At 60.7% G+C, this 23,857-nt stretch carries 12 protein-coding genes; 5 read left to right on the top strand and 7 right to left on the bottom strand.

From position 1 onward, the window contains the following. Positions 1–18: 18 nt before the first annotated feature. From F8S13_09715 to F8S13_09700, 4 genes are all read right to left on the bottom strand, one after another. Positions 19–1,395 carry a dipeptidase gene (locus F8S13_09715; GenBank protein ID KAB8143289.1) on the bottom strand — a complete coding sequence of 459 codons (1,377 nt, stop codon included), beginning with the start codon at positions 1,393–1,395 and terminating at the stop codon, positions 19–21. Between the two features lie 76 nt (positions 1,396–1,471). Then, complete coding sequence (locus tag F8S13_09710) at positions 1,472–2,389, bottom strand: DUF2029 domain-containing protein (protein KAB8143288.1); 918 nt, start codon at positions 2,387–2,389, stop codon at positions 1,472–1,474. Between the two features lie 44 nt (positions 2,390–2,433). After that, positions 2,434–3,579, bottom strand: coding sequence for a glycosyltransferase family 4 protein (locus F8S13_09705; protein KAB8143568.1), 1,146 nt, complete (start codon positions 3,577–3,579; stop codon positions 2,434–2,436). A gap of 130 nt (positions 3,580–3,709) precedes the next feature. Beyond that, entirely contained in the window at positions 3,710–7,510 is a 3,801-nt protein-coding gene (locus F8S13_09700; protein ID KAB8143287.1) for a hypothetical protein, read from the bottom strand. A gap of 436 nt (positions 7,511–7,946) precedes the next feature. Here F8S13_09700 and F8S13_09695 point away from each other — a divergent pair, with 436 nt between their 5' ends. The 5 genes from F8S13_09695 (at position 7,947) to F8S13_09675 (ending at position 20,680) form a co-directional block, all read left to right on the top strand. Next, positions 7,947–8,594, top strand: a complete 648-nt coding sequence (locus tag F8S13_09695; GenBank protein ID KAB8143286.1) for a 4-vinyl reductase — start codon at positions 7,947–7,949, stop codon at positions 8,592–8,594. Positions 8,595–8,780: 186 nt separating this feature from the next. Beyond that, positions 8,781–10,181, top strand: a complete 1,401-nt coding sequence (locus tag F8S13_09690; protein KAB8143285.1) for a multidrug transporter — start codon at positions 8,781–8,783, stop codon at positions 10,179–10,181. 33 nt (positions 10,182–10,214) lie between these two features. Continuing rightward, entirely contained in the window at positions 10,215–11,159 is a 945-nt protein-coding gene (locus F8S13_09685) for a response regulator (protein KAB8143284.1), read from the top strand. A gap of 100 nt (positions 11,160–11,259) precedes the next feature. Beyond that, positions 11,260–19,716 (top strand): GAF domain-containing protein, encoded by an 8,457-nt coding sequence (locus tag F8S13_09680; protein ID KAB8143283.1) that lies wholly within the window; start codon positions 11,260–11,262, stop codon positions 19,714–19,716. A gap of 127 nt (positions 19,717–19,843) precedes the next feature. Then, entirely contained in the window at positions 19,844–20,680 is an 837-nt protein-coding gene (locus F8S13_09675) for an alpha/beta hydrolase (protein ID KAB8143282.1), read from the top strand. A gap of 62 nt (positions 20,681–20,742) precedes the next feature. Here F8S13_09675 and F8S13_09670 read toward each other — a convergent pair whose 3' ends face one another. From F8S13_09670 to fabF, 3 genes are all read right to left on the bottom strand, one after another. Further along, a complete protein-coding gene (locus F8S13_09670) occupies positions 20,743–21,582 on the bottom strand; it encodes an SDR family oxidoreductase (GenBank protein KAB8143281.1) in 840 nt (279 codons plus the stop codon). Between the two features lie 10 nt (positions 21,583–21,592). Continuing rightward, entirely contained in the window at positions 21,593–22,288 is a 696-nt protein-coding gene (rnc, locus tag F8S13_09665; GenBank protein ID KAB8143567.1) for a ribonuclease III, read from the bottom strand. 72 nt (positions 22,289–22,360) lie between these two features. Next, complete coding sequence (gene fabF, locus F8S13_09660) at positions 22,361–23,605, bottom strand: beta-ketoacyl-ACP synthase II (protein KAB8143280.1); 1,245 nt, start codon at positions 23,603–23,605, stop codon at positions 22,361–22,363. Positions 23,606–23,857: the final 252 nt, after the last annotated feature.

Here is a 23,857-nt window from a genome sequence, read left to right as displayed (position 1 = left end):
CAGCCTCGTTTTCGTGTGCTACTCGCCGACAAGCTCTAGGAAGCCAGCCACGCTGCGGATGGCGGCGTAGAAGTTCGGCAGGTAGAACTTCTCGTTGGGGGCGTGCACGTTGTCGTCGGGCAGGCCGAAGCCCATCATCACCACTGGCAGCTTCAGCACCGTGCTGAACAGCGCCGCGATCGGGATGGTGCCGCCGCTGCGCTCGTACTCCACCGGCTTGCCGAACTCCTCCTCAAGCGCCTTGGCGGCTTTCTGCATCACCGGCGCGTCCAGCGGAGTCTCCACCGGATCGCCGCCGTGCAGGTCGCGCACCTCGATCGTCACGCCCTCGGGGGTCAGCTCGGCCACGCGGCTGCGCACCAGCTCCAGCACCTCGTCGGGGCGCTGGTTGGCCACCAGCCGCAGGCTCACCTTGGCCGTCGCCACGGCGGGGATCACGGTCTTCGCACCCTCGCCGGTGAAGCCGCCCTTGATGCCGTGGATCTCGAAAGTGGGGCGGGCGGTGGCGCGCTCTAGGATGCTGTAGCCAGCCTCGCCGGGCAGGCTGGTCAGCTCGCCCGCCGCCATGATCGACTGTTCTAGGGCATCCGACTGGCGCTGGAGGGTCGCGCGCTCCTGGTCGGAGAGCGGGCGGACCGTGTCATAGAGGCCGGGGATGTGGATCTTGCCGTCGGGCGTCTTGATCGCGCCCAGCACCCAGCACAGCGCCTGGAACGGGTTGGGCGCGATGCCGCCGTAGCCGCCGGAGTGCAGGTCGTGGCCTGCGCCCCTGGCCTCGATCTCCATGTAGGTGAGGCCGCGCAGGGCGTAGGAGATGGACGGCTGGCCCTTGGTCGACATATTGGTGTCGAGGATCAGCGTGCAGTCGGCGGCCAGCTCGGCTGCGTGCGACTCGACATAGGCCGCGATCGACTCGCCGCCCGACTCCTCCTCGCCCTCCAGCAGCACCTTGATGTTGCAGGGCAGCGCGCCATCCGCTACCTTCAGCGCCTCCAGCGCTTTTAGCGCGGCGAACATCTGGCCCTTGTCGTCTACTGCGCCGCGCGCATATAGGTTGTCGCCGATCAGGGTGGCCTCGAAGGGCGGGGTTTTCCACAGCTCGATCGGGTCGACCGGCTGCACGTCATAGTGACCGTAGATCAGCACGGTGGGCTTGCCCTCCGCACCCATCCACTCGCCATAGACCAGCGGGTGGCCCTCGGTCTCGATCAGGTGGGCCTCGGCTAGCCCCACCTTGGTGCGCAGCTGCGCGACCAAGTACTCGGCGGCGCGGCGCACATCGTCCTTATGCTCGGAAAGCGTGCTGATGCTCGGAATCGCGATCAGCTCCTTCAGCTCGGTCAGGAATCGATCACGGTTGAACTTGACATAGGAGAGCACATTTGTGCTTGGCATCGTTCACTCCTTTCCCACCAAGAGTTTCTGCCGTGCGCATTATCAGTCAGAACGCTGTGGCGGGCAAATAGGCCCGCTAGGCAGGCGCGCTGGCCTGCCCACCAGCCTGGGCGGAACGCGCGGTCGGCCCGCCGACCAGCACCCACAGCACCAGCACATGTGCGGCCAGCAGCCATGGCAGCGTGGCCTCGCTCACGCCCACCTGCAGCACCGCCGCCAGCCCGATCCCAGCCAGCGCCCAGTTGCTCTTTGGGCGGATGTGCAGGGCTGGCAGCGCGGGTACGATGCCGTAGAAGCTAGTCTGGGGGAACATGGCGGCGGCCAGCCACCACTGCCAGCCCTGGTTGTAGTGGCGGTACCAGAGGTAGGCGGCCAGCGCCAGCAGCAGCGCGCTGGGCCCCTGCCAGGCTGCCATCTGCAGGATACGCCCACGGTAGGCCGCCAGGCCATCCAGCCACAGGCCCCAGATCCCCGGCGACATCAGCGTGGCTGGCAGCGCTAGCAGCAGCGTGCCCAGGGCGATCCCTCCCCACAGCTTCCAGCGTCCCTCGGCGGCGCGGTCGTGCCACAGCAGCCAGAGCATAGGCACCAGCGCCACCTGCGGCTTGGTCATGGCCCATGCGATAGCCAGCCCCCATAGCCAGCCGCGCCGCTGCGCCCGGGTGGCCGCCCACAGCACCAGCGTGGGCGCCAGGCTGCTCTGGCCCTCCACCAGGTGCAGCGCCATGGGCGACCAGAACAGCAGCATGATCTGCCAGCGGTTCTCGCGGCGGATGAGCCACCACCACAGCCCCAGCTCTAGCCCAGTCCAGACATAATAGCCCAGCGGCCCTAGGAGCAGAAACAGCGCTAGCCAGGGCAGCGCGGTGGGCGGGTAGGCGAACGCGCCCGCGCTAAACTCAGGCGAGAGCACCCCGTAGGGGTTGCGGCCCTGGATCCAGGCCTCCACGCCCGCCATGAAAATTCGCCAGTCGATCTGAAACAGCCCACCCATGGTACGATGTCCTTCCGTTGCAAATGGCTCTGTCTCGCGCGATTCTAGATCCCAAGCGCGATGGCGTAGGCCCGCTCGGCCTCGGCGGCCAGCACATCCCAGCTATAGGCGCTGGCCGCGCGGCGCTGGGCGGCCAGCCCCAGCTGCTCGCGCAGGCTGGCATCCCCCGCCAGCTCCACGATGGCTCGGGCGAACCCCGCCACGTCGCCAGGGGCTACCAGCCGCCCAGCCTGGCCGTAGCCCAGGTACTCGGCGGACATCCCCACCTGGTGCGCCACGATCGGCAGCCCGGCCTGCATCAGCTCCAGCAGCTTGGCTAGCCCGCGTGCCCGGTTGATCAGCGTGTCCTCCAGCGGGGCCAAGGCGATATCGGCGGCGGCCAGCAGCTCGGGGATCTGATCGGGGCTGGCCCAGCCATGGTAGTTGATCATATCGGCCAGCCCGGCGCGTTCGCCCAGCCGCAGCAGCTCGCGCTCCTCGCCGCGCTCGCCCTTGCCCACCACCGTCAGCCGCAGCTCGGGGGCCAGCGCGTGGGTGGCCACCAGCGAGCGGACAAGCTCACGCAGGTCCAGCTCCCAAAACCGTGTGTAGAGCAGCAGGTGCCGCCCAGGCGTGCGGTAGCGGTGCGTGGTAGTGGTGCTGCGCGCATCGGCCCCATTGGGCAGCAGCACGGTTCTGCCGGGCGGCACCCCAAAGCCCCACACCTGCGACTGCAGCGTGCGGCTCGCAGTAGTCACCGCATCGGCCCGCCGCGCCAGGTCGCGCTCCTGCCAACCGAACAGCAGCTTGGCAGGGTAGGGGTAGGGCAGCAGGTCGTTCCAGCCGCCCCAGCCCTCCCAGTCGTCGGTGTCGAGCACCAGCGGCAGCCTGCGCGGCCAGCGCTGCACGCCCAGCGCGGCCAGGCCGCTGTAGCCCTTGGGCTTAAATACATGCACCAGGTCGGGCCGCGCGGCCCGCGCCGCGCGTAGCAGCGCCCAGCCTTGGTGCAGCGGCCCCAGCAGCGGCGGGGCCAGCGCCACATGGTGCACAGGCACACCGCCGTACACCGCACACGTCCCCGCGTCCTCGGGGTTCTGCACCGCTGGCGCGGCGATGCTCACTTGGTGCCCGCGCCGCACCAGCGCCTGGGCCAGGGGCAGCATGCGGGCCAGCAGTGTGCCCTTGGGGCGTATGCCGAAGGGGGCCAGCATCGCAATAGAAAGAGCGCGCATCCCACCTCATATTCTTGCTAGTCCTATCCTCGCTATCCTAGCATAGAAAAAGCCTGGACGTACGCGTAGACGTACGCCCAGGCTGTTTGCCAATGAATGGCCGATCAGGTTATTTCAGCGCCATCGGCAGGTAGATGCTGCGCATCACCAATAGCGTGGTGGTGTCGTCTTTGATCTCTACAAGTGGCATAGAGTCTGTCCCTGGAATATTCTTCGTTACCGTAATCTTGCTGGTGATAGCAGATCCGATCACGGCATCATCATTGATTCGCATCTTAAAGCGGATCACCAGCTGTCCATAGGTGGATGTATCTGCCGCAGCGGGTAGGGTGACAGACGGCCAGCTCAGGACATTCCCATTGATTTCTGGTGTGATGTAGGTCGGATCCTCGATATCGGCCGTATCAGTGATAAACGTGAGTGTATCAGGGATAGCGTACTCGAACCCAAGCGCATATGAGTCCGACAGAGGGTTGGTCGCTTGGATCTCAAACACTGCTGTCTGGCCTGGTAGCGCCGCCACAGGGGTCGAGTTAAACCAGATTGCCGGCTTGCTAAGGCAGATAAACACCGTTGGGTCTACCACACCAGTGCGTGGCGGGAACGCGCCGACCGGGCTGCTGGCGGTCGATGCTACCGCTAGCGCCCCACCGCCCTTACCAGTGATCTTGAGGTTCAGGCTATACAGCTTGGTTGAGGCCACACCCGTGCTCTTCGCAATAGTCTGGCCAGCCCAAATCAGGGTTTGCTTGCCTTCAATCGTTGTGACAGTTGGTATTGGTGTCGTAGTACTTTTACCCACATACTCGATACCAAGCGGCAGCGTCACGGTGATGATCGTCGACGTATAATCCAACTTTGTATTGGTATTGGAGACAGTCAGCTCGTAGGTTCGAGTGGTATTTATTTCTGCGCATCCCGTCTCAGTAAATTTCGACGAGAGCGTCACGAGCGTGTCCACTTTTACCCCAGCCGCCGACCATATTGCGCCACCCAGTGGGTCTGCTATACAAGAAGCAGGGCATTTCCCATTTTTCAGTGTTCTTGCCCAGACTCCATCCACAATATTGTCTGGAAGAACCGTCAGGCCCGCCCGTGCTTTAAACTTGATAGTCTTGGTCGCATCACTGGTGCCATCTTTCCCGATTGAAGGCACAGTCCACTTGAGGGTGGTAAAGGTCCCTGAGATCGTTGAAGTTGGCGTAGTGCTGACCGAACTACCCGTGTTCAGCCCGACGTAGGTGTAGTCTGAAGGCAAGCGAACTTCAACCGGCAGGTTGCTCTCAGTCGCAGTTTTGCTTGTGTTTTTTAGCGTAATGATGAAGTTCTGCTCGTTGCCAATGCTGACCGTCTTAGGATCAACGGCGATTGTCGTTTCGATCTTGCCACAGTTAGCCACCACCAATGCCGATGGAGTTGGATCGATGACAATAAAGTACTTGTCATCCCGGAACAGCATCTTATTGGTGTACGAGACGTTTGACTTTCCACCGCAGCCTTCTGGCACAATCGCCTTGAATTCTAGGGTCAATGTTTGGCCTGCGCCAATGCTTGGGACAACGCCACCTGGGAAGTTGTTTTCCCACACCAGATAGCCGCTTTGCAGCGATGGCTCGCCACCAAAGATGTTTGAAGGCGTCGTAGTGGTACTGCCTTCCACATAATCTACTGCAGGGAGCGCATCTACAAACCCAAAGGGATAGCTAATGGTGCCCTCATTGGTCACCGTAAGTTTGTAGGTGACCGTTCGATCTGCTACTGGTGTATCGCCATCGTCCTCCATAGCAATAACAGATTTGTCCACAACTTTCGAGAAGGTCAGCGGCGGGTTGAGGCGTAGGCACACAATCGTGCCTCCAGCACCCTTCACCGGCTCGTTATCCTCGCCCTCGTGGTAGGCAACAGCAGAGACCGAGTTGCAGTACTTGACATAGTTGTCGCCATCGGCACGAAGCTTATAGGAAAGATAGATCGTCGAACCTGCATCTATGCTGATATTATTCCAGCGAATGATGAGATTGGTGACCTCAACTGGTGGATACTCTATGCCTGATACTTTATCTTGTGCACTGCCGTCGATGTATGCAAACTTTCCGGTTCCAGGGCCGTTGCCATCACCTTGTGGGATCTTATCAATGATCTCAATCCCTGAGACATCCGATGAGCTATTGTTCGTTAGCTCGATAACGTACTCAAAGTCAGCTGGGCCAGGCAGCAGATAGACATTTCCCGAGCTCTCGTACGGGTTATCGCCAGCTGATTTCTTGATCAGGAGTCGTTCGACAATGCCAATGCGCCCTGCCTGGGTGTTGCAATCGATAGCCTGGTCGGTGGCGGTGAGGGTTGCGCTACCACCAGTGGTAGAGGTGGAGTACCCGGCCTTTACCTTGACCACAAAGGTCATCTCTTTGGGCTGGGTCAGTGACCCAGCGGGAATGCTGAAGACCCAAGTAATCTTTGGTGGTGTTGCCTGGTTATTCGAGGTCTCCTTCGGTGACGCCTCAAGGAATGTCACCCCAGTCTGGACCTGATAGGTCAATGTGACATTATTAATCGTTGTGGGCTTGTAGTTCTGCACCACAATCGAGATCTCACCAGTCTCACCGAAGGCGATCGTGGCCGGTGAAGCAACTGGCTTCTTTACCACCAACGCAGATACAACCGGGATAGAAGCGCCATTAAAAGAAAGTGTCGTCGTAGCCCCATTGGCAAGCGGATACTCTGGGCTGGTTAGCTTTACACTTGGGTTTTTGAGAACGGTACACTCAGATACAGTGCCGCCAGTCTTCTTGAACACTACCTGGATATCTGGCAGCTTCTCACCTGGTTTCAGCGGCCCAGGGAACAGCCACTTGATCTCTTTATCTTTGGATGGGTCAAATGGCTGCTGATAAGTCCCCTGATTGGAGCTGACAAACGTCGCTCCGGTTGGAATAGGATCGGTGACCAAAATGTTTGTTGCGGTACGCGCATCCGCACGAATGGTGCCGTCAGCAGATTTATCTTTGGTACCAACAGCATTCCCAACTGAAATCTTGAATGTGCCCTGATCACCGGTGTAGATAGTTCCAGTGGTTACTGCTGTTTTTGTAGCTGACAGCACAGGCCCAACCACAAGGGTCGCTACTGTGTCTTCACCCTGCCCTGTGGTTGTGCCCAGGGGCAACAGTTTTGCCGATCCCGAAAGCGTGGTTATATTCGCATTTGTCTTGGGGTAGAGGTTAGTCTTGGTGCGCAGGCGGACCTGAAATTGCCCCTTTTGCGATTGGGGCAGACCATGGACGAGGTAGCAGGTGCTGCTTATAGGCGTGACTCCTGGGGGGCACGTACCATGGGTGATCGTTAATGGGGTTTTATTTGGTAGCTGATAAGCTGTCTCAGGGATCGCATCGCATTTTTTAGGTTCGGTCTTGTCGTCGCAGTACTGGTTGTTTCCGCCCGAAGTTGGGCTATAATTAAGCCACCAGGCCTGCACATAGAAATCACCATCAGCAATCGTATTGGTGAATGTGTAGGTATAGGTGATCACCCCGCCCGCAACAACACCGTTTGGCGTTGACACGTCAATGATGCTTGGTGTGGTGGCATTTGTGATAAAGTTTGGCGAGCTTGTTACCCCCTCTGTTACAGTTGCAGGCTCCACCTGAGCTGTGATACTGTCCGCTGGAGCCTCAATACTGGTGACAGTGGTCTCAGGTAATGTTTCATCGGAGGGGGCAGCAGTATCCAGATCCGAAAGTGAAGCTTTAGGTGGGAGCTGCGTCCCGAGAATTTCTCCTACCTGTGTTGTGTTTGGTTTGGGTGGTTCAGGGGTGGGAGTTTGGGCTGAAACAGAAGTTCCCCCCATGGACATCCCAATCAGTGCTACCATAAGAATGGTAGCCATGCGTTGGCCAGTGGAAGCATACATAGGTGCTCGATCTCCTGTAGCTAGTGCTACAAACAAGAACAGAAACGCATTAAATCCTAAGGCATTAGGAACAAGCGGTGGTGCAGGGTTATTATACAGCCGATATAAGTTAAAGTTAGGTTTAGATTTTTAGCAATGTTTTCCTGATCAGCTAAAATGTGTTGTTAAAAAGTTAAAATGTCTTTAGATAACGAAAGCATGATCATTGTATCAGGCTATCGTCTATTGTATAGTAGGACCATTTTACTACATGCAGAACAGGAGAATTTTGGTATGCGCACCATCTTCAATCGGTAGTCGGGGTACTACCTGAACTCAACCCAGAAGTACAACCCTTCTGGTTGACGATTCTACGTAGCATCGTGTACAATATCTCAAGCTTTTTGGGCCGCAAATTCAGCTTGCCTTCAAGCCATAGACCCGAAGGAGCCGGGCAATGCCAGATGAGCGTGGCAACGCGAGCGAGCTAGAGCCGCGATTTTATCCCAATCTGATCGGACGTCTGTACCTGCTTAGCCTGGAAGACGTCATGGGGCGTAACGGTGTTAATGCCCTGTTAAACCTCGCCGGCACCAAACACTTGGTGAACAACTACCCGCCAAGCAACCTCCGGCGTGAGTTTTCCTTCCATGATCTGTCGACGATTTCCAAGTCGACAGAGACGATGTATGGCCACCGAGGTGCTCGCGGCATGGAGCTGCGTGCTGGGCGGTATGCGTTCAATCTAGGCCTCAAGGAGTTTGGCCCACTCCTTGGCATGGCTGATCTTGCGCTGAAGCTGATGCCGATGACGATGAAAATGAAAATCGCCCTCAACGCAACAGCGCAGACCTTTGATCGCTTTAGCGACCAGCCGACCCGTGTCGAGGAGCGTAAAGGGCAATTCCTCTACATCATTGAAAAGTGCCCTGTGTGCTGGGGTCGCCATACCGAACGCCCCTGCTGTCATCTCGCGCAGGGTATCCTTGAGGAAGCACTTACCTGGGTGACGGGCGGCCACTCCTTCCATATGGAAGAGATCGAGTGCCGCGGCCTTGGTGCTGCGTCCTGTACGTTTGCGATCGACAAGGACCCGGTCGACTAAAACAGATCCGGATGGTGTCTACGTGGGTCGACCGGGCCCACGCTCTCCTGTGCGTTACGTAATATGACTGTAATCTCAACCTCTTGAGATGAGCGGTCTCTATCCTGTATAGTATTGGGGATGGTACCCCGGGGAGGTCTACGATAACCTTACCCTCATCTCTGTGACAGGGGAGTGAACGCACACATGAAATGCATACCGATCGCCGATACGACCATAATCCCACCTTTCGGCGAGCCGGCGCGCGACCTCCGCATTTTAAACAAGCTGCTCTGGGTTCACCAGCGCGACTTGCTGGCTAGCTATGGCCGAATTGCGCCAGAGGCAACCTCCCTGACTGAGGCGCGCACCGCTCGGGACAAAAAAGATGAAACCGAGGAAAAGATTATCTATCGAGATAATCTTTTCTTTAATCAGGCGCTTATTGACGATTTTGTGACGCGGGCACGCGCCTCCGGGCGGGCGTGCCAGTTGGCGTTTTCAAAACAAGATAAAGCCATCACGGTTCACGCCATCCCCCTATCGAAAGGCTTCACCGATCTAGGGGAAGTGTATGGCGCCGATCTTTTTTACTTTCCAGCCGGTCGCACTGAAGAAGAGCCTATCCCGCTCGTGGTCGATACTGCATCGCGCGAGATGGGGTACTACAATATCCCGAAATATATGGCAGTGAATGGCGGTGAATTAGTTTTTCACGTACCCATTCGCGCATTTCTGTCGATCGAAAATTGGCTCCACCTCTATCTTGCCAACTCTCCCTTTGGTGTGTTCTCGTGGGGGCGAACCCATGAAGAGCGCGTAGAAACCAGCTGGAAGGAGAAGTTGGCAGTTTCAGCTTCTCATCTCTTGGATCGCATCAATCCCATGGCCCCAAGCTGGCGCAAATCGCACTTTTTTTCGTGCTCGCGGCTGGTGAAGGTCGGGAAGAACTGCTCTATCGATCCTACTGCTGTTATCCATGGCCCGACGGTGATCGGCGATAACGTCTATATTGGTGCTGGCGCGGTGATCACCAACAGCCTGATCGGCGATAATGTCACGATCATGCAGGGCTGCCAGGTGATGCTTAGCGTAGTCAGCAACAAGTGCTACCTGCCTTGGAACACTGGTCTTTTTATGACCAGTCTTATGGAAAATTCCATGGTTGCACAGCTAAGCTGCCTGCAGATGTGTGTCGTTGGCCGCAATACCTTTATCGGGGCCGGAAATATCTTCACCGATTTTCACCTTCTTGGCCGTAAGCTTAAAATAGATCATCAAGGCGAAAAGGTCGAGATCGATATGCCCGTGATTGGCTCGGTTGTGGGGCACAACTGCCGGATTGGCAGCGGTTTCGTGGTGTATCCAGGCCGCATGATCGGCTCGAATACGACCTTGGTCTATAGCGATCCTCATACAGTTGTCCCGCGGGATGTTAATGTGCCGCCGTTTGGCGAACAGATGAACCCAGATAGCGAGCCAGATCAGGCAATCTATAAATGGCCTGATCGCTATTTCCCAAAGCCTGATGGCGAGCACCCATCACAGTCTATCACGCCGATCCAGCCGACCGATACTGAATTTTCAAAGTTGTTTGGCATTCGTTAGCCAAATACTGGGGCAATTGAGGAGGATACCTCGGTGAATAAGGAAAAGATCCTGGTCGTCGAAGACGCACCCGATATTTCAAGCCTACTCAAAATCTACTTTACATCACAGGGGTATGAGGTGATGACCGCCATGCGCGGGCAGATTGCCCTCGATATCTGCCGCAAGACCCCGCCGAGCCTCGCCCTGCTGGATGTGAATCTTCCTGATATGGAGGGCTATGATATTGGTAAGGCGCTACGAGCCAGCGCTCGCACCCGCCATATCCCGATCATCTTCCTGACTGCCCGTGGTGAAAAGCAAGATCGCCTGAAGGGGCTTGGTGAGGTTCAGGCCGAGTACTACCTCGTAAAGCCGTTTGATATCGAAGAAGTCCATACCATTGTGAAGGGTGCACTTGAGCGCGCACGCCAGCGCAACCTTGCCCACCCGGTCACGAATCTGCCAACTGCGGAGCTGATCAACGAGCAGTACCGCACCCTGATCGCAAACAATGGCTGGGCCATGGCGCAGATCCATATCAATGGCTTTGAGACCTTCACGCAGGCGTATGGCGCTGTGGTGGGCGAAGATGTGCTCCGATTTACCGCGCTGCTTACCAGCGAGGTGGTCAACGAGCTTGGCACCGCCGATGACTTCATTGGCCAGATGGTGGTCGGCCCCGATTTTGTGATCACGTCTTCCCGCGAGAACCTAAAGGCTGTATCGGAGAAGCTGATAGAGCGCTTCGACGCCGAGGTCGGCCTTCACTACAACTATAAAGATCGGCGCAATGGCTATATCACGGTGACTGATGATACGGGCACGCCCAAGCAGGTGCCGCTCATGTCGCTTTCGATCGGCGTGCTTACCAGCGATGATGGGCCGTTCTACGATATTCGTGAGCTGAGCGAGACTGCGGAGGACGCACGCCAGAAGGCACAGGCCGAGGCTCGCGAACTGGGCCGCAAGAGCCATGTGAGCTATGGGCGAGCCTAACAGGTAGTTTTTGTGCCCGTCTTGAGTGTGCCATCTATCGAGCATAGGGCGATAAAAAGTTTATCCCGCGCAGCGGGTGGGAGCGGATACGTTCTTGGCTATGGATACGACGACACTAGTGCCGCAAGCTTCGGCTTGGGAACTAATAGCAGAACTTGCGGTCAGCGGCAACGATAAGCACGGACTGAGCGATCTTTCTACGCTAGCCCAGAGTATCGTCGATCGTGTGTGTGCGTCGCTACTGTGCCCTTGGGCTGTATTGCTACTACAGCCTATCGGAGGCGCGCTCTGCGCTGCCCATGGGCTTGATGAGCAGGCCCAGCAGGCGCTCCGAAAAGGCGATCGCTCTGTGCTCAGCCAGCCGTTTCAAGAGCTCGCCTTTGCTGGCGAGTATGGCTCTGGCGTGCTGCTGGCTCCGTTTTCCCCACAGCAAGAGGCGCTGTTTACCCCAGCCTTCTTTGTCGCCCTGCGCCACCAGATAGCCCTGCTGGTGCAGCTTCACTATCGCGATAGCGCCGCCCACACGGCTCAGCTCGAGTCTTCGCGCGAGCTGTTCATCCTTCAGGAAAATGGCAAGATCATCACCTCGGGGCTTGGCCTGGAGGCGATGTTGGCGCGGATCACCGAGAATGTGTCGCTGGCGCTACGTGCGGATCGCTGTATTATCCACCTGCGCGATCGCTATGACCCAGAGCAGCTGTTTGAGGCAGCCTCCTACAGCCTTGATCAAGATGAAGATGTGCTGGTTCCACACTATACGGTGAATGGCCACGGGCCGATTAGCGAGGTGCTGGAGTCCGGTCAGATCCAGATCATTGGCGGCGATGCAAACCCAAAACGTGATGTGCTGGGCTTTCAGAGCGCGCTCCTGCTGCCGCTGAAAGTGCGCGATCAGATTGTGGGCTTTTTGGCGACGGGCTACACAAGCCGCGACCATGCATTTAGCCGGGCCGAGCAGAGCTTGGCGCAGACGATTACCGACCAGGTGGCGGTTGCTATCGCTGGCTCGCAGTCGTATGATGCCGAGCAGCGCCGTGCTCAAGAGCTCGATGCGCTGCAGGATCTCAGCCTGCGCCTGGGGGTTGAGCAGCCGCTTGAAGATACCCTCTACGCCATCCTCCGGGGCGTGCGCGGCTTTATTCCTTTTGCTGGGGCGCAGATCTGCCTGTACGATGCCGAAGATGAGATGTTTGCGCTGGGTGTGCAGACAGGACTTGCTGGTGAATATCAGTCTGGCCAAGTGTCGGGCACCCCCGAGCGTTTCTCGCATGGCCTGACGGGCTGGCTTGGGCGCTACCGCTGTATCCTGCGCATGGCGAGCTTCGAGCACGCCCCCGTAAAACCCCTTCCCATCCAGCTTGCCACAGGTGCAGCGCCCATGAGCTTTTTGGGTACTCCGCTGCTGGTGGGCGAGCAGCTGATCGGTACGATCGAGCTATTTGGGGATCAGCAGCGGGTGTTTACCGCCGATCAGGAGCGGCTGCTTCAGCTGGTGGCTACACAGGCTGCGCTGGCTATCGCAAGCGCACGGCAGTTTTCGCACACCGATACACACCTGCGCGGGCGCCTGCAGCATCTCACCGCACTACAGCGGATCAGCCGCCAGCTGACGGCTACGCTCTCGCTCGACCTGATCTTCAGCTTTGCGCTCGATGAGGCGCTGCAGGCCACACCTGCGACGCAGGCCTTCATTGCGCTGCGATCTGATGATAAAGATGGCCTGCGCGTTACCGATGCCGACAGCGGCCAGTTTATCGCGTTTGTTGCCCTGCATGACGATGGGATGCAGGTCTATCGGATCTTGGCTACGGCTGGCTATGGCGCAGATGATGTGAAGCTGCTGGGCCAGGTGCTTGAGGTATCGGATCGGACCGTGGGCGACGTGCTGGCCAGCGGCGAGTCCAAGCTGGTGGATGAGCTGGCTCATGATGATCGACCGAATGGCATTGGCCCAAACACCGCATCGGTGCTGGCGATGCCGGTCTACTATGAAAATCAGATCGTTGGCGTGGTGTGCCTGCATAGCGAGCGAACCCAGGCCTTCGACCACAATACAGTCGAGTTTGTGCGAGCGCTCACGGATCAGGTGGCGCTCGCGCTAGGCAATGCCCGCCGCTACGAAGAGCAGCAGCGTCAGCGCTCGCTTCTTCAGCAGCGAGCCAGCATGCTCAAGCAGGTGCTTGATATTGGCCAGGCGCTGCGGGCCGATCGGTCGATTGAGGATCTGCTGGAACAGATCGCCTTCAGCATTGTGGACACCACCGGCTTTCGGCGTGCGGTGTTCTATATCGCCGACCCCGATGAGGCTGACGCGCTGCGGGTGGTATCGGGGGCTGGCGTGGCGCTGCCCGAGCTCGATCAGCTGCGGACGCTGCCCATGCCCAAGGGCTTTATTGACCGCATTCTAAACAAGCGCTTTCGGATGGGGCGCAGCTTTTTCCTCCCCGCCGAGGCGCTCGAAGAGGTGAGCGCTGGCTTTGTGGTGCCGCAGCTCTCGGTTGAGAGCGATGCGCTGCCGGAGGCACCTGATGAGTGGCACCCCCAAGATCGGGTGTTCCTGCCGCTCTACAGCACGAGCGCCCGGCTGGTGGGCATGCTCTCGGTTGATGAGCCATATAACCGGCTCCGCCCAACAAGCCGCTCGCTTGAGGCTATCGAGGTGCTCTCGGATCAGGCGGCGATCGCGATCGAGAATGCTACGCTGCTGCGCGAGGCGCGGGCGCAGACCGAGCAGATGCGCGCGCTGTACAAGGTTGGCAAAGCGGCGGTCTCGACGCTGAGCCTTGATGATCTGCTGGATCGTGTCTACACCGAGATTGTCTCGTACATGGGCACGCCAACCTTCTTCTTTGTAGCCTCCTACCACGATCAGCATGAGTCGATTCAGTTTGAGCTGTTCAAGGAAGAAGGCCGCACGCTTGAGACCCACACCAAACTGGTTCAGCCCAAAGCCGGCCTGACAGGCCATGTGATCGATAGCGGGCAGGTGCTGGACATTCGCGACTACCACGATGCGCCCCCGCAGCTGCCGGTGAAGCCGGTGGTGCTCGACAAGCCAGTTCGCTCGTGGGTGGGCATCCCGCTGCGCAGCCAAAACCGCGTGATCGGCGTGCTTTCGGTGCAGAGCAACACGGCCTACGCGTTTACCAAGCGGCATATCCGCTTCCTCTCATCGCTGGGCAACCAGCTGGCGATCGCGCTGGAGAACGCGCGGCTATTTGCCGAACGCGAGCATCGTATTGCCGAGCTTGATGTGATCAACGACATCGGGCGGATCACCAGCACCACGCTGGATCTTCCCAAGATGTTTACCCAGATCTACGAGCGCATCCGTGATTTTCTGACGGTTGATGCGGGCTATATCTACGCATTTGATGAGACGCGTAAGCAGGTTGCGATGTCGCTTGAGGCCGATGAGGAGCTGCGGACGATCAACCCCGTCAAGCGCCTTCTGTCTGAGGGCAGCCTCACCACGCAAATTGTGCAGACGCGGCAGCCGCTGCTGTTCCAGAATCTGGCTGGCGAGCAGAAGCCCTCGGGCGTGAAGCCGATCGCATTTGGCGTGACGGCGCGGCGCTCGGCCTCGTGGCTGGGGGTGCCGCTGCTGGGCAACGATGGCATGATCGAGGGCGTGATCAGCATCCAGAGCTATACGCCGAACCTGTATGGCGAGCGCGAGCTTGCTTTTATGACGGCGGTGGCCAGCCAGCTGGCCCTGGGCGTGCAGAATGTGCGGCTGTTCTCGCAGATCGGGCATAATGCCGAGGTGCTTGAGCACAAGGTTGGCGAGCTTTCGACCCTGCTTGAGGCCTCGCGCGTGCTCAGCTCCTCGCTGCGGCCCGATGAGGTGCTGAATCGGCTGATGGATGTGGTGGGCCGCCACCTCAATGTCAGCACGGTGGGCCTGTGGACGGTCACCCCCGATCAGATGCTGCGGGCGGCGGCGCTGCTCGGGATCTCGCACGAGATCGCCGACCAGATGTCGGTGCCGGTAGGCCAGGGCCTGACCGGGCGCGTGGCTGCGACGGGCCGCCCGCTGATCGTGCTCGATGTGAATCAGGAGGGCCATTCGCTCTACCCCGATTTCAACCGCGACCATGCGCTGACCACATTCATGGGTGTGCCGGTGGTGTATCGCGAGCAGATCGTAGGCGTGCTGAGCGTGATGACCATCGAGCAGCGCGAGTTCAGCGATGATGAGCAGATGCTGCTGGCTGGTATCGCCGATCAGGCGGCGATCGCGCTGGAGAACGCGCGGCTGTTCGCCGAGCGCGACCGCCGTATCGCCGAGCTGACATCCTTCAACCGGATTAGCCAGCGACTGAATGCTGCGGTCCAGCTAGAGGCGCTGATTCAGATCATCCATGAGGAGATCGGTCAGGTTCTCGATCGGCGGCACTCGTTTATCGCGCTGTTCCACAGCGAGACGCAGCAGATCTCGTACCCGATTTTCTGGGAAGACGGCAGACCATCGGGCCAGCAGGGCAGTGTGCATACCGCGCACGAGCCAGCGATATCGTGGCGCGTGATCAACGAGCGGCGCTCGGTGCTGCTGCAGACCCGTGATGAGGTGGCGCAGTATCTGCTGGAAAGCGGATTTGAGGCCTCGGATCATGCGAACATCTCCTCGTGGCTGAGCGTGCCCATTGTCGAAGGTAGCGCGGTATTTGGCATCATCAATGTGCAGAGCCCTGAGCCAAAGAAATTTGACTCGGATGATGAGCGCTTCCTGATCACGATCGCGGGCCTTGCCGCAACATCGATCGCCCGCGCCCAGCTGTTCAGCGAGCGCGAGCGACGGCTGGCCGAGGTGAGTGTGCTGCAGGAGATCGGCAGCGCGATCACCTCGACGCTGAATCTTGAGGATGTGCTTGAGCGGCTGCACGCGCAGCTGGGCCGCGTGATCGATGTGTCTACCTCGTTTATTGCCTTGTACGATCTGCGGCGGCATATCCTCTCTTACCCGGTGGCCTATGACCACGGGCAGCGCATCACGCTTGAGCCGAGCACGACCCGTGGGGTCAATCACTGGGTGGTGACGAACCGCCAGCCGCTGCTGCTGGGCACCCACGAGGAATCAATGGCCTACCGCACCACGCATATCCGGGTGGGGACCCGATTTGGCCCTGATGACAAGGTTGAGCAGTCGTATGTGGTGGTGCCGATCTCGTCGGGCGATGATGTGCTGGGCGTGATCAACATCCAGAGCTACCAGCAGCACGCGTTTGGGCCAGAGGATGTGCGGTTTGTGGCGGCGGTGGCCAATCAGGCAGCGGTTGCGATCAATAATGCGCGTCTGTTCCAGGAGCGCGGGCGGCGTATCGAGGAGCTCTCGACCTTCAATGATATCGGTCGCCAGTTTAGCGCGGTGCCGAAGCTGGATGATCTGATCGCCCTGATCTATCGCCAGGCCAGCCGACTGCTGGATACGACGAACTTCTACCTTGGGCTGTACGACGAGTATGCCCATGCCGTGTCGTTCCCGATCTACTACCATAATGGCGAGCTTGTCAAAGAGCAGCCGCTGAGCGAGTCGGATAGCCTCTCGCACTATGTGATCCAGTCGCGCGCGCCGCTGCTGCTGCAGGGTGAGTATCAGGCTGAACGCCTGCAAGAGCTGGGCATTCAGCAGTATGGGCCGACCTCGCTGTCGTGGCTGGGGGTTCCGATGATCGCGAACGATCAGGTGATTGGCCTGATCGCGATTCAGGACTACGAGCGCGAGAACGCCTATATCGACGAGGATGTGCGCCTGCTCTCCACGATCGCATCCTGGGGCGCGGTGGCGCTGGCGAACGCCCGCATGTTCAGCGAGCAGGGCCAGAGCCTGCAGGAGCTCGGCCTGCTCTACGACATCAGCATGCAGCTGGCCGGCACGCTGGATGCCACCGAGGTGCAGCAGATCGTGGTGCTCAACGCGCTGGAGCTTTTGCACGCGCAGATGGGCGCGCTGCTGCTGCTGGATAGCAACCGGCAGGTGACGCAGCAGTTTATGTTTGATAATCAGCGTCCAGATGTGATCGAGTACCCGCCGCTGGCGCTGCCAGAAGACCTGGTGACGATGCTGTTCAGCAGCGATAAGCCGGTGGTGTTCCGCGATGCCCTGGCCGAGATGCCACAGATCTTTGGGGAGGGCCTCGGCATCCACGGGCTGATCGGCGAGGTGCTTGGCTCGCGCGAGCAGCCGCTGGGTATGCTGTGGATCGGCGACCGCCGCCCGCGCGACTGGCAGGGCCGCGAGCTTTCGATGATCTCGATCCTTACCACACTCTCCAGCCAGGGCCTGAAGACCGCCCACCTATTTGCCCTGGAGCAGGCGCGTCGCACCGCCTCGGATACGCTGCGCACGGTGGCCGAGCGGCTGACTGGCGTGCTGGAGCTTGATGAGATCTACTCGCTGCTGCTAGATCAGCTGCGGCAGGTGGTGCCCTATAGCTCGGCGTCGCTGATGCTGCGCGATAGCAACACCAACACCGTGCGGATCGTCGCGACGCGTGGCTTCCCCGAGTCGGAGCGGCCTGCGGTTGAGCAGATCACCTTTAATCTGAAGGATGACCTGACTCTCCGCACGATCGTGCGCACCAAGCGCCCGTTTGTGGAAAAGGATGTCAAGCAGGCCAAGGGCTTCCGCGAGGTTGCGGGCACATCGCTGATCCGCGCTTGGATCGGCGTGCCGCTGCTGCTCGACGATGAGGTGATCGGCGTCCTGACCGTGGATAGCCATAAGCCGGGCGTCTACACCGAGGATGATGCGCAGCTTGCCTTTACGCTCACCAGCCAGGCCTCGCAGGCGGTGCGCAACGCGCGCCTGTTCGACGAGGTGCGGCGCTTCAACGCCGAGCTTGAGCAGCGCGTGGAGGAGCGCACGGCGGCCCTGGCCGAGCTGAACATGCAGCTGGCCGATGAGAAGCAGCGCCTGCAGGCGGTGCACGCCATCACGGTGGAGCTGACGGCCAGCCTTGAGATGAACGATACGCTGCGGAAGACCCTGCAGCTGGCCGCGAAGAACCTGGGCGTGCGGCGCGGCTCGATCATGCTGTGGGATGAGCAGCAGCGCCGACTGGTGTGCCGCGCGGTGCTTGGCGACGACGGCGAGGTGCACGCAGAGAATATCGCGATTGCCTTTGAGGAGGGCACAGGCCTGGCAGGCTGGGTGCGCGACAACCAGCGCCCGATCTGCATCGGCGATGTGCGGCGCGACAAGCGCTGGGTGCAGGAGCCAGGGCGGGCGCAGGATGTGCGCTCGGTGGTGGCGGTGCCGCTGCGCGCCGAGGGCGTGGGCACGCTGGGCGTGCTGATGCTGACCAGCCCGCACCTGCACTACTTCACCCCCAGCCAGGAGCAGCTGCTTTCGACCATCGCCAATGAGGTGGCGATCGTCATCCACAACGCCGAGCTGTACTCGCTGGTGCAGGAGTATGCGACGCGGCTCTCGGAGTCGTTTAACCAGCAGCGTGAGGAGACGATCAAGAACCAGGCGATTCTCCGCAGCCTTGGCGAGGGCGTGGTGGTGCTCGACGAGCAGGAGAAGGTCATTCTGTTCAACCCGGCGGCGGAGGATATTCTTCTCATCCGTGAGGCGGATCTGCTGGGGCAGCACCTGGGCGATATCCTTACCTATGATCCCTCGCCCTCGTCCCGCTCACGCCTGAAGGTTATTCACGAGACGATCGTGGCTGGCCTGCAGCGGCTGAGCGATGAGGGCCAGAGCCAGCAGCGCCTAGAGCTAGGCACGCCGCCGCAGACGATCGAGCTATACTTCACGCCTATGGTTGGCCCAGATCGCCTGACCTACGGCAGCGTGGTGGTGTTCCGCGATATCACCCGCGAGATCGAGTCCGAACGCGCCAAGCGCGATTTCGTGTCGAGCGTCTCGCACGAGCTGCGCACACCGCTCACAGCGATCAAGGGCTATGTGGACCTGCTGGTGCTGGGCGCAGCAGGCCCGATCAGCGAGACACAGTCTTCGTTCCTGAGCGTGGTGAAGAATAACGCCAACCGCCTGATGGACCTCATCAACGATATCCTTGAGATTGGCCGGATCGACTCGAATAAGATCCAGCTGAATTTTGACGAGGTGGACATCAGCTCGATCTTCCAGGATGTGATGCAGACCATGCGCGCCGAGATCGAGCGCAAGCGCATGCAGGTCTCGCTGGAGATGGCCGACAATCTGCCGAAGATCGAGGCCGACGAGCGGCGCATCACCCAGGTGGTGCTCAACCTTGTCTCGAACGCGGTGAAGTATACCTATGCAGAGGGCAAGATCGACCTGCGCGTCCAGCTGAACCCTTCGGGGATGCTGGAGGTGGCGGTGACTGACAATGGCGTGGGCATCACCCCTGAGGATCAGCAGAAGCTGTTCCACCGCTTCTATCGGACGGACAACCCGCTGCGCGACGAGGCGGGTGGCACAGGCCTCGGCCTCTCGATCGCGAAGTCGTTTGTGGAGCTGCACGGCGGCGAGATGTGGGTGAAGAGCGAGATCGGCGTGGGTAGCACGTTCTACTTTGTTCTGCCCGTGACTCAGCCCGAGCCGGAAGAGGTAGAGTCGTAGGGGCGTAGCTGCTGCCGACGGCGCGGCTATGGGATGTTTCTTTATTCTTGCGTTTATATAAGCGCAAAGGGCCTGCTGCTCGATCTGGGATAAGCGGCGACCTTCTATCGGATAGGTGCACGGAAACGTGAGCGCGATATATCTAGACAGTCGGATGGTTCACTACGAACTCGTTGGACGCCGTGGCCAGCCGATCATATTCCTGCATAGCTGGCTTGGCTCGTGGCGCTACTGGCTGCCGACGATGGAGTATGTGTCGGAGCGCTACCGAGCCTATGCCCTTGACTTCTGGGGCTTCGGAGAGACGCTCGATGAGAAGGGCACGTTCTCGGTCTCCGAGTATGTGGACATGCTGCTGCGGTTTATGGACAATATGGGTATGTCCCGCGTGGTGCTGGTGGGCCATGGCCTGGGCGGCATGGTGGCCGTGCGCGCCGCGACCGAGCACCCCGAGCTGTTCACCAAGCTGATGGTGGTGAGCACGCCGATGCAGGGTACCCAGCTGCAGTCGGTGGTGAAGCCGGGGGCGTTCTCGCGCCTGCTGGGCCGATCCAACCCCAACAACATCTGGACCAAGCAGGTGCGCGAGATGAAGCTCAGCGACGAGGTGGTGCAGAAGGAGATCATCGACGATACCGAGGCGCTGAGCGAGAGCGTGGTGAGCTCGGTGCTGAACTCGATTCTTGAGACCGACCTGAGCGCCGACCTTGCGCGCCTGAGCACACCGCTGCTGGCCCTCTACGGCGAGCGCGACACCCTGATCGTCTCTGATGCGCTTGAGGATGAGGAGTCGAAGACCTTCAAGCAGGTGCTGACGCTGCCGAAGGCGGCGCACTTCCCCTTCCTCGATCAGTCCACCATGTTCTATCGCGCGCTGATGGACTACCTGGGGAGCACCGGCGAGGATGCGGTGGAGCTGAAGAACGAGTGGCGGCGGCGCGTCAGCCAGTTCGAGTATATCTAGCGTTTCTGCACTACTATTTGCGCTTGTGGTGGCCGGGGTACGATCCCCGGCCTTTTGCTTGCCTAGGCGGGCAGCACATCGCGCACGCCGCGCAGCTGGGTGCGCAGGATGGCCTGGGCGCGGCTGCTGTCCATGGCCACGTGACGCGGGCGGCGCAGCCCGCTGGCCGCGCTCGACCCGGCTCGCAGCGCGTCGGCTGGCCTGCCTGCGGCGCGGGCGATGCGGCAGGCGAACTCGTAGCGGCTGATGGTGTGGGCACCGGCGACGTGGAGGATGCCGCTGCGGCTGGTGGGGGCCAGCTCGACCAGCGCGGCGGCGAGGTCGGCCACCAGCACAGGGTTGCGCAGCTCGTCGGTGAAGAAGGTGAAGCGCTCGGGGCTTTCGACGGCGTCCAGCGCCATCTGCTCGTGGGGGCTGGGCGTGGGGCCGCCGTAGATCAGCGAGGTGCGCACGATCAGCGCGGCGGGGTGTGCTAAGGCGACGGCGCGCTCGGCATCGGCCTTGGCCTGGCCGTAGGGCGTGATCGGCGAGGGCGGGTCGTCCTCGGTGTAGGGTCGCTGGCTCTCGCCGTCGAAGAGCGCATCGGAGGAGAGGTGGATAAGGCGCGCGCCGACCGAGTGGGCGGCGGCGGCGACATCGCCTGGCCCCTGCGCGGTGATGGCGGATAGATCTGGCCCACCCTGCACGTAGGCGGTGTGGATGACGATCTGAGGCCGGGCCGCGCGCACCAGCGCGAGCGCCGCGCCGGGCTGGCGCAGGTCGAGCGGCAGCAGCCGTGCGCCACTTATCTGCGGCGGGTGGCTGGCATAGGTGGCGGTCACATCCCAGCCCGCCGCAAGGCACAGCCGCACCAGCTCGCGGCCTAGGTAGCCCGAACCGCCGGTGATCAGAACCTGTGGCATGGGGTTGCTCCTAGTGCTCGGCCAGCAGCGCCAGCGCCTCGCGGGCGGCCTCCTGCTCGGCCAGCTGTTTGCTCAGGCCGCTGCCGCTGCCGATGCGCTGCTCGCCGCGGTAGACCTCGGCGGTGAACTCGCGCCGGTGCTCTGGCCCGCTCTCGGCGGCGATGCGGTAGGATGGCGTGACGCCGAACCTGCCCTGCACCACTGTGAGCAGCTGCGACTTGTAGTCGTCGGCGTCGATGTTGCTGTCGTCTTGGATCTGGGCGATCTGGGACTCGAAGAAGGGTGTCACAAAGGCGCGTGCGGCATCCAGCCCCTGGTCAAGGTAGATCGCGGCCACCAGGGCCTCGAAGGTGTCGGCCAGCAGGGGGTTGCGGGTGTGGGTGCCGGTGTTGCGCTCGCCTTTGCCCATGAGGATGTAGCTGCCCAGGTCGATCTCGCGGGCGAAGCCGGCCAGCGACCCGGTTTTGATCAGCGATGCGCGCAGCTTGGTGAGCTGGCCCTCGGGGCGGTTGGGGAAGTGGCGGTAGAGCAGATCGGCGGCGATGAAGTTGACGATCGAGTCGCCTAGGAACTCGAGCCGCTCGCTGTCGGCCAGGCCGTGGGCGCGGTCGGGGTGCTCGTGGGCGTAGGAGCGGTGGGCAAGTGCGCCCTGGATCAGGCTGGTGTTGTTGAAGATCAGGCCGATCCGGCGGATGAGTTTGTCGATAGCTGGCATAGCGTTGGCCGTTGGGCGCGGCGGCCCGCGATCTGCTGGCAGATCGCGGGCCGCGAGCGCGGTCTAATCTTCGTTGTAGCGCGTGAAGATCAGCGAGACGTTGTGGCCGCCAAAGCCAAACGAGTTGCTCATCACGGTGTTGAGCGTGCCGGGGCGCGGCGTGTTGGGCACGTAGTCTAGGTCGCACTCGGGGTCGGGGGTCCGCAGGTTGATGGTGGCTGGGATGAGGCCGTTGCGGATGGCCAGGATCGAGATGATCGCCTCGACCGAGCCGGCAGCGCCCAGCATGTGGCCCAGCTGCGACTTCGACGAGCTGACCGGGATCTGGTAGGCCCGCTCGCCCAGCAGCGTCTTGATCGCGGTGCTCTCGGCGATGTCGCCCGGCAGCGTGCTGGTGCCGTGCATGTTGATGTAGTCGATCGCGTCGGGCGTCAGGCCTGCGTGCTGCACGGCCAGCTTCATGGCGCGGTACGCGCCCTCGCCGCCGGGTGCGGGGTGGGTGATGTGGTAGGCATCGGACGAGAGGCCGTAGCCCACGATCTCGGCCAGGATGCGCGCGCCGCGCGCCTTGGCGAATTCCAGCTCCTCAAGCACCAGCACCGCGCCGCCCTCGCTCAGCACGAAGCCGTCGCGGGTCGCGTCGAATGGGCGCGAGGCGGTCTCCGGCTCGTCGTTGTTGGTGGAGATGGCGCGCGCGCTGACAAACGCGGCGATGCTGATCGGCGTCACCGAGGCCTCGCTGCCGCCCGCCACGATCGCCTTGGCCCAGCCGCGCTTGATCGTCTCGAAGGCCTCGCCGATCGCGTGGGCGCTGCTGGCGCAGGCCGACGTGGTGCTGTAGCTCGGCCCCTTCATGCCATAGCGGATGGACACCAGGCCCACGGCCATGTTGGTGATCATCGCGGGCACCAGGAACGGGCTGACCCGCCCCGGCCCCTTGTCGCGCAGCGTGTTCACGCCATCCGAGAGCGAGCCGAGGCCGCCGATGCCGCTGCCGATGATCACGCCGATCTCCTCGGCGTTCTCCGGGGTGATCTCCAGCTCGGCGTTTTTCAGCGCCTCGCCCGAGGCCGCGATGCCGAAGTGGATGAAGCGGTCGTAGCGGCGGGCCTCCTTCCGATCCATATAGTTGTTGGGGTCAAATCCGTGGACCTCGCCCGCGATGCGGGACTCTAGCCCGTCGGTGGGGCAGAGGGTGATCGGCCCAATGCCGCTGCGAGCTGTGCAGATGCCTTCCCACAGCGACGGCACATCCAGCCCCAGCGGGCTGACCGCGCCCATTCCAGTGATGACAACACGCCGCTCCATCTTCTCTCAGTCCTCCGTGTATTTGACGCCGATGCGTTTTTTGACATAGTCTGTGGGGGCTATTATAGCATTCTTTGCTGGCATCTTTGCTTTTGGCGCTGGGGCGCTGGATCTACGAGGGCAATCGCGCTGCCTCGCTGGGGCGGTATTTCCCGCTGCGGTGCGGATTATGGCCAGCTGTCGTTGGGCAGCGCCTTCGCTGGATGGGCTGGGCCGCTGGCATTTTGCCCATTCGCGCTTTCGTGGTTTTCG

This window comes from Chloroflexia bacterium SDU3-3 (assembly GCA_009268125.1).
Classification (GTDB): Bacteria; Chloroflexota; Chloroflexia; order Chloroflexales; family Roseiflexaceae; genus SDU3-3.
Note: the sequence above shows the minus strand (reverse complement) of the source record. Positions and strands in the feature narration are given on the sequence as shown.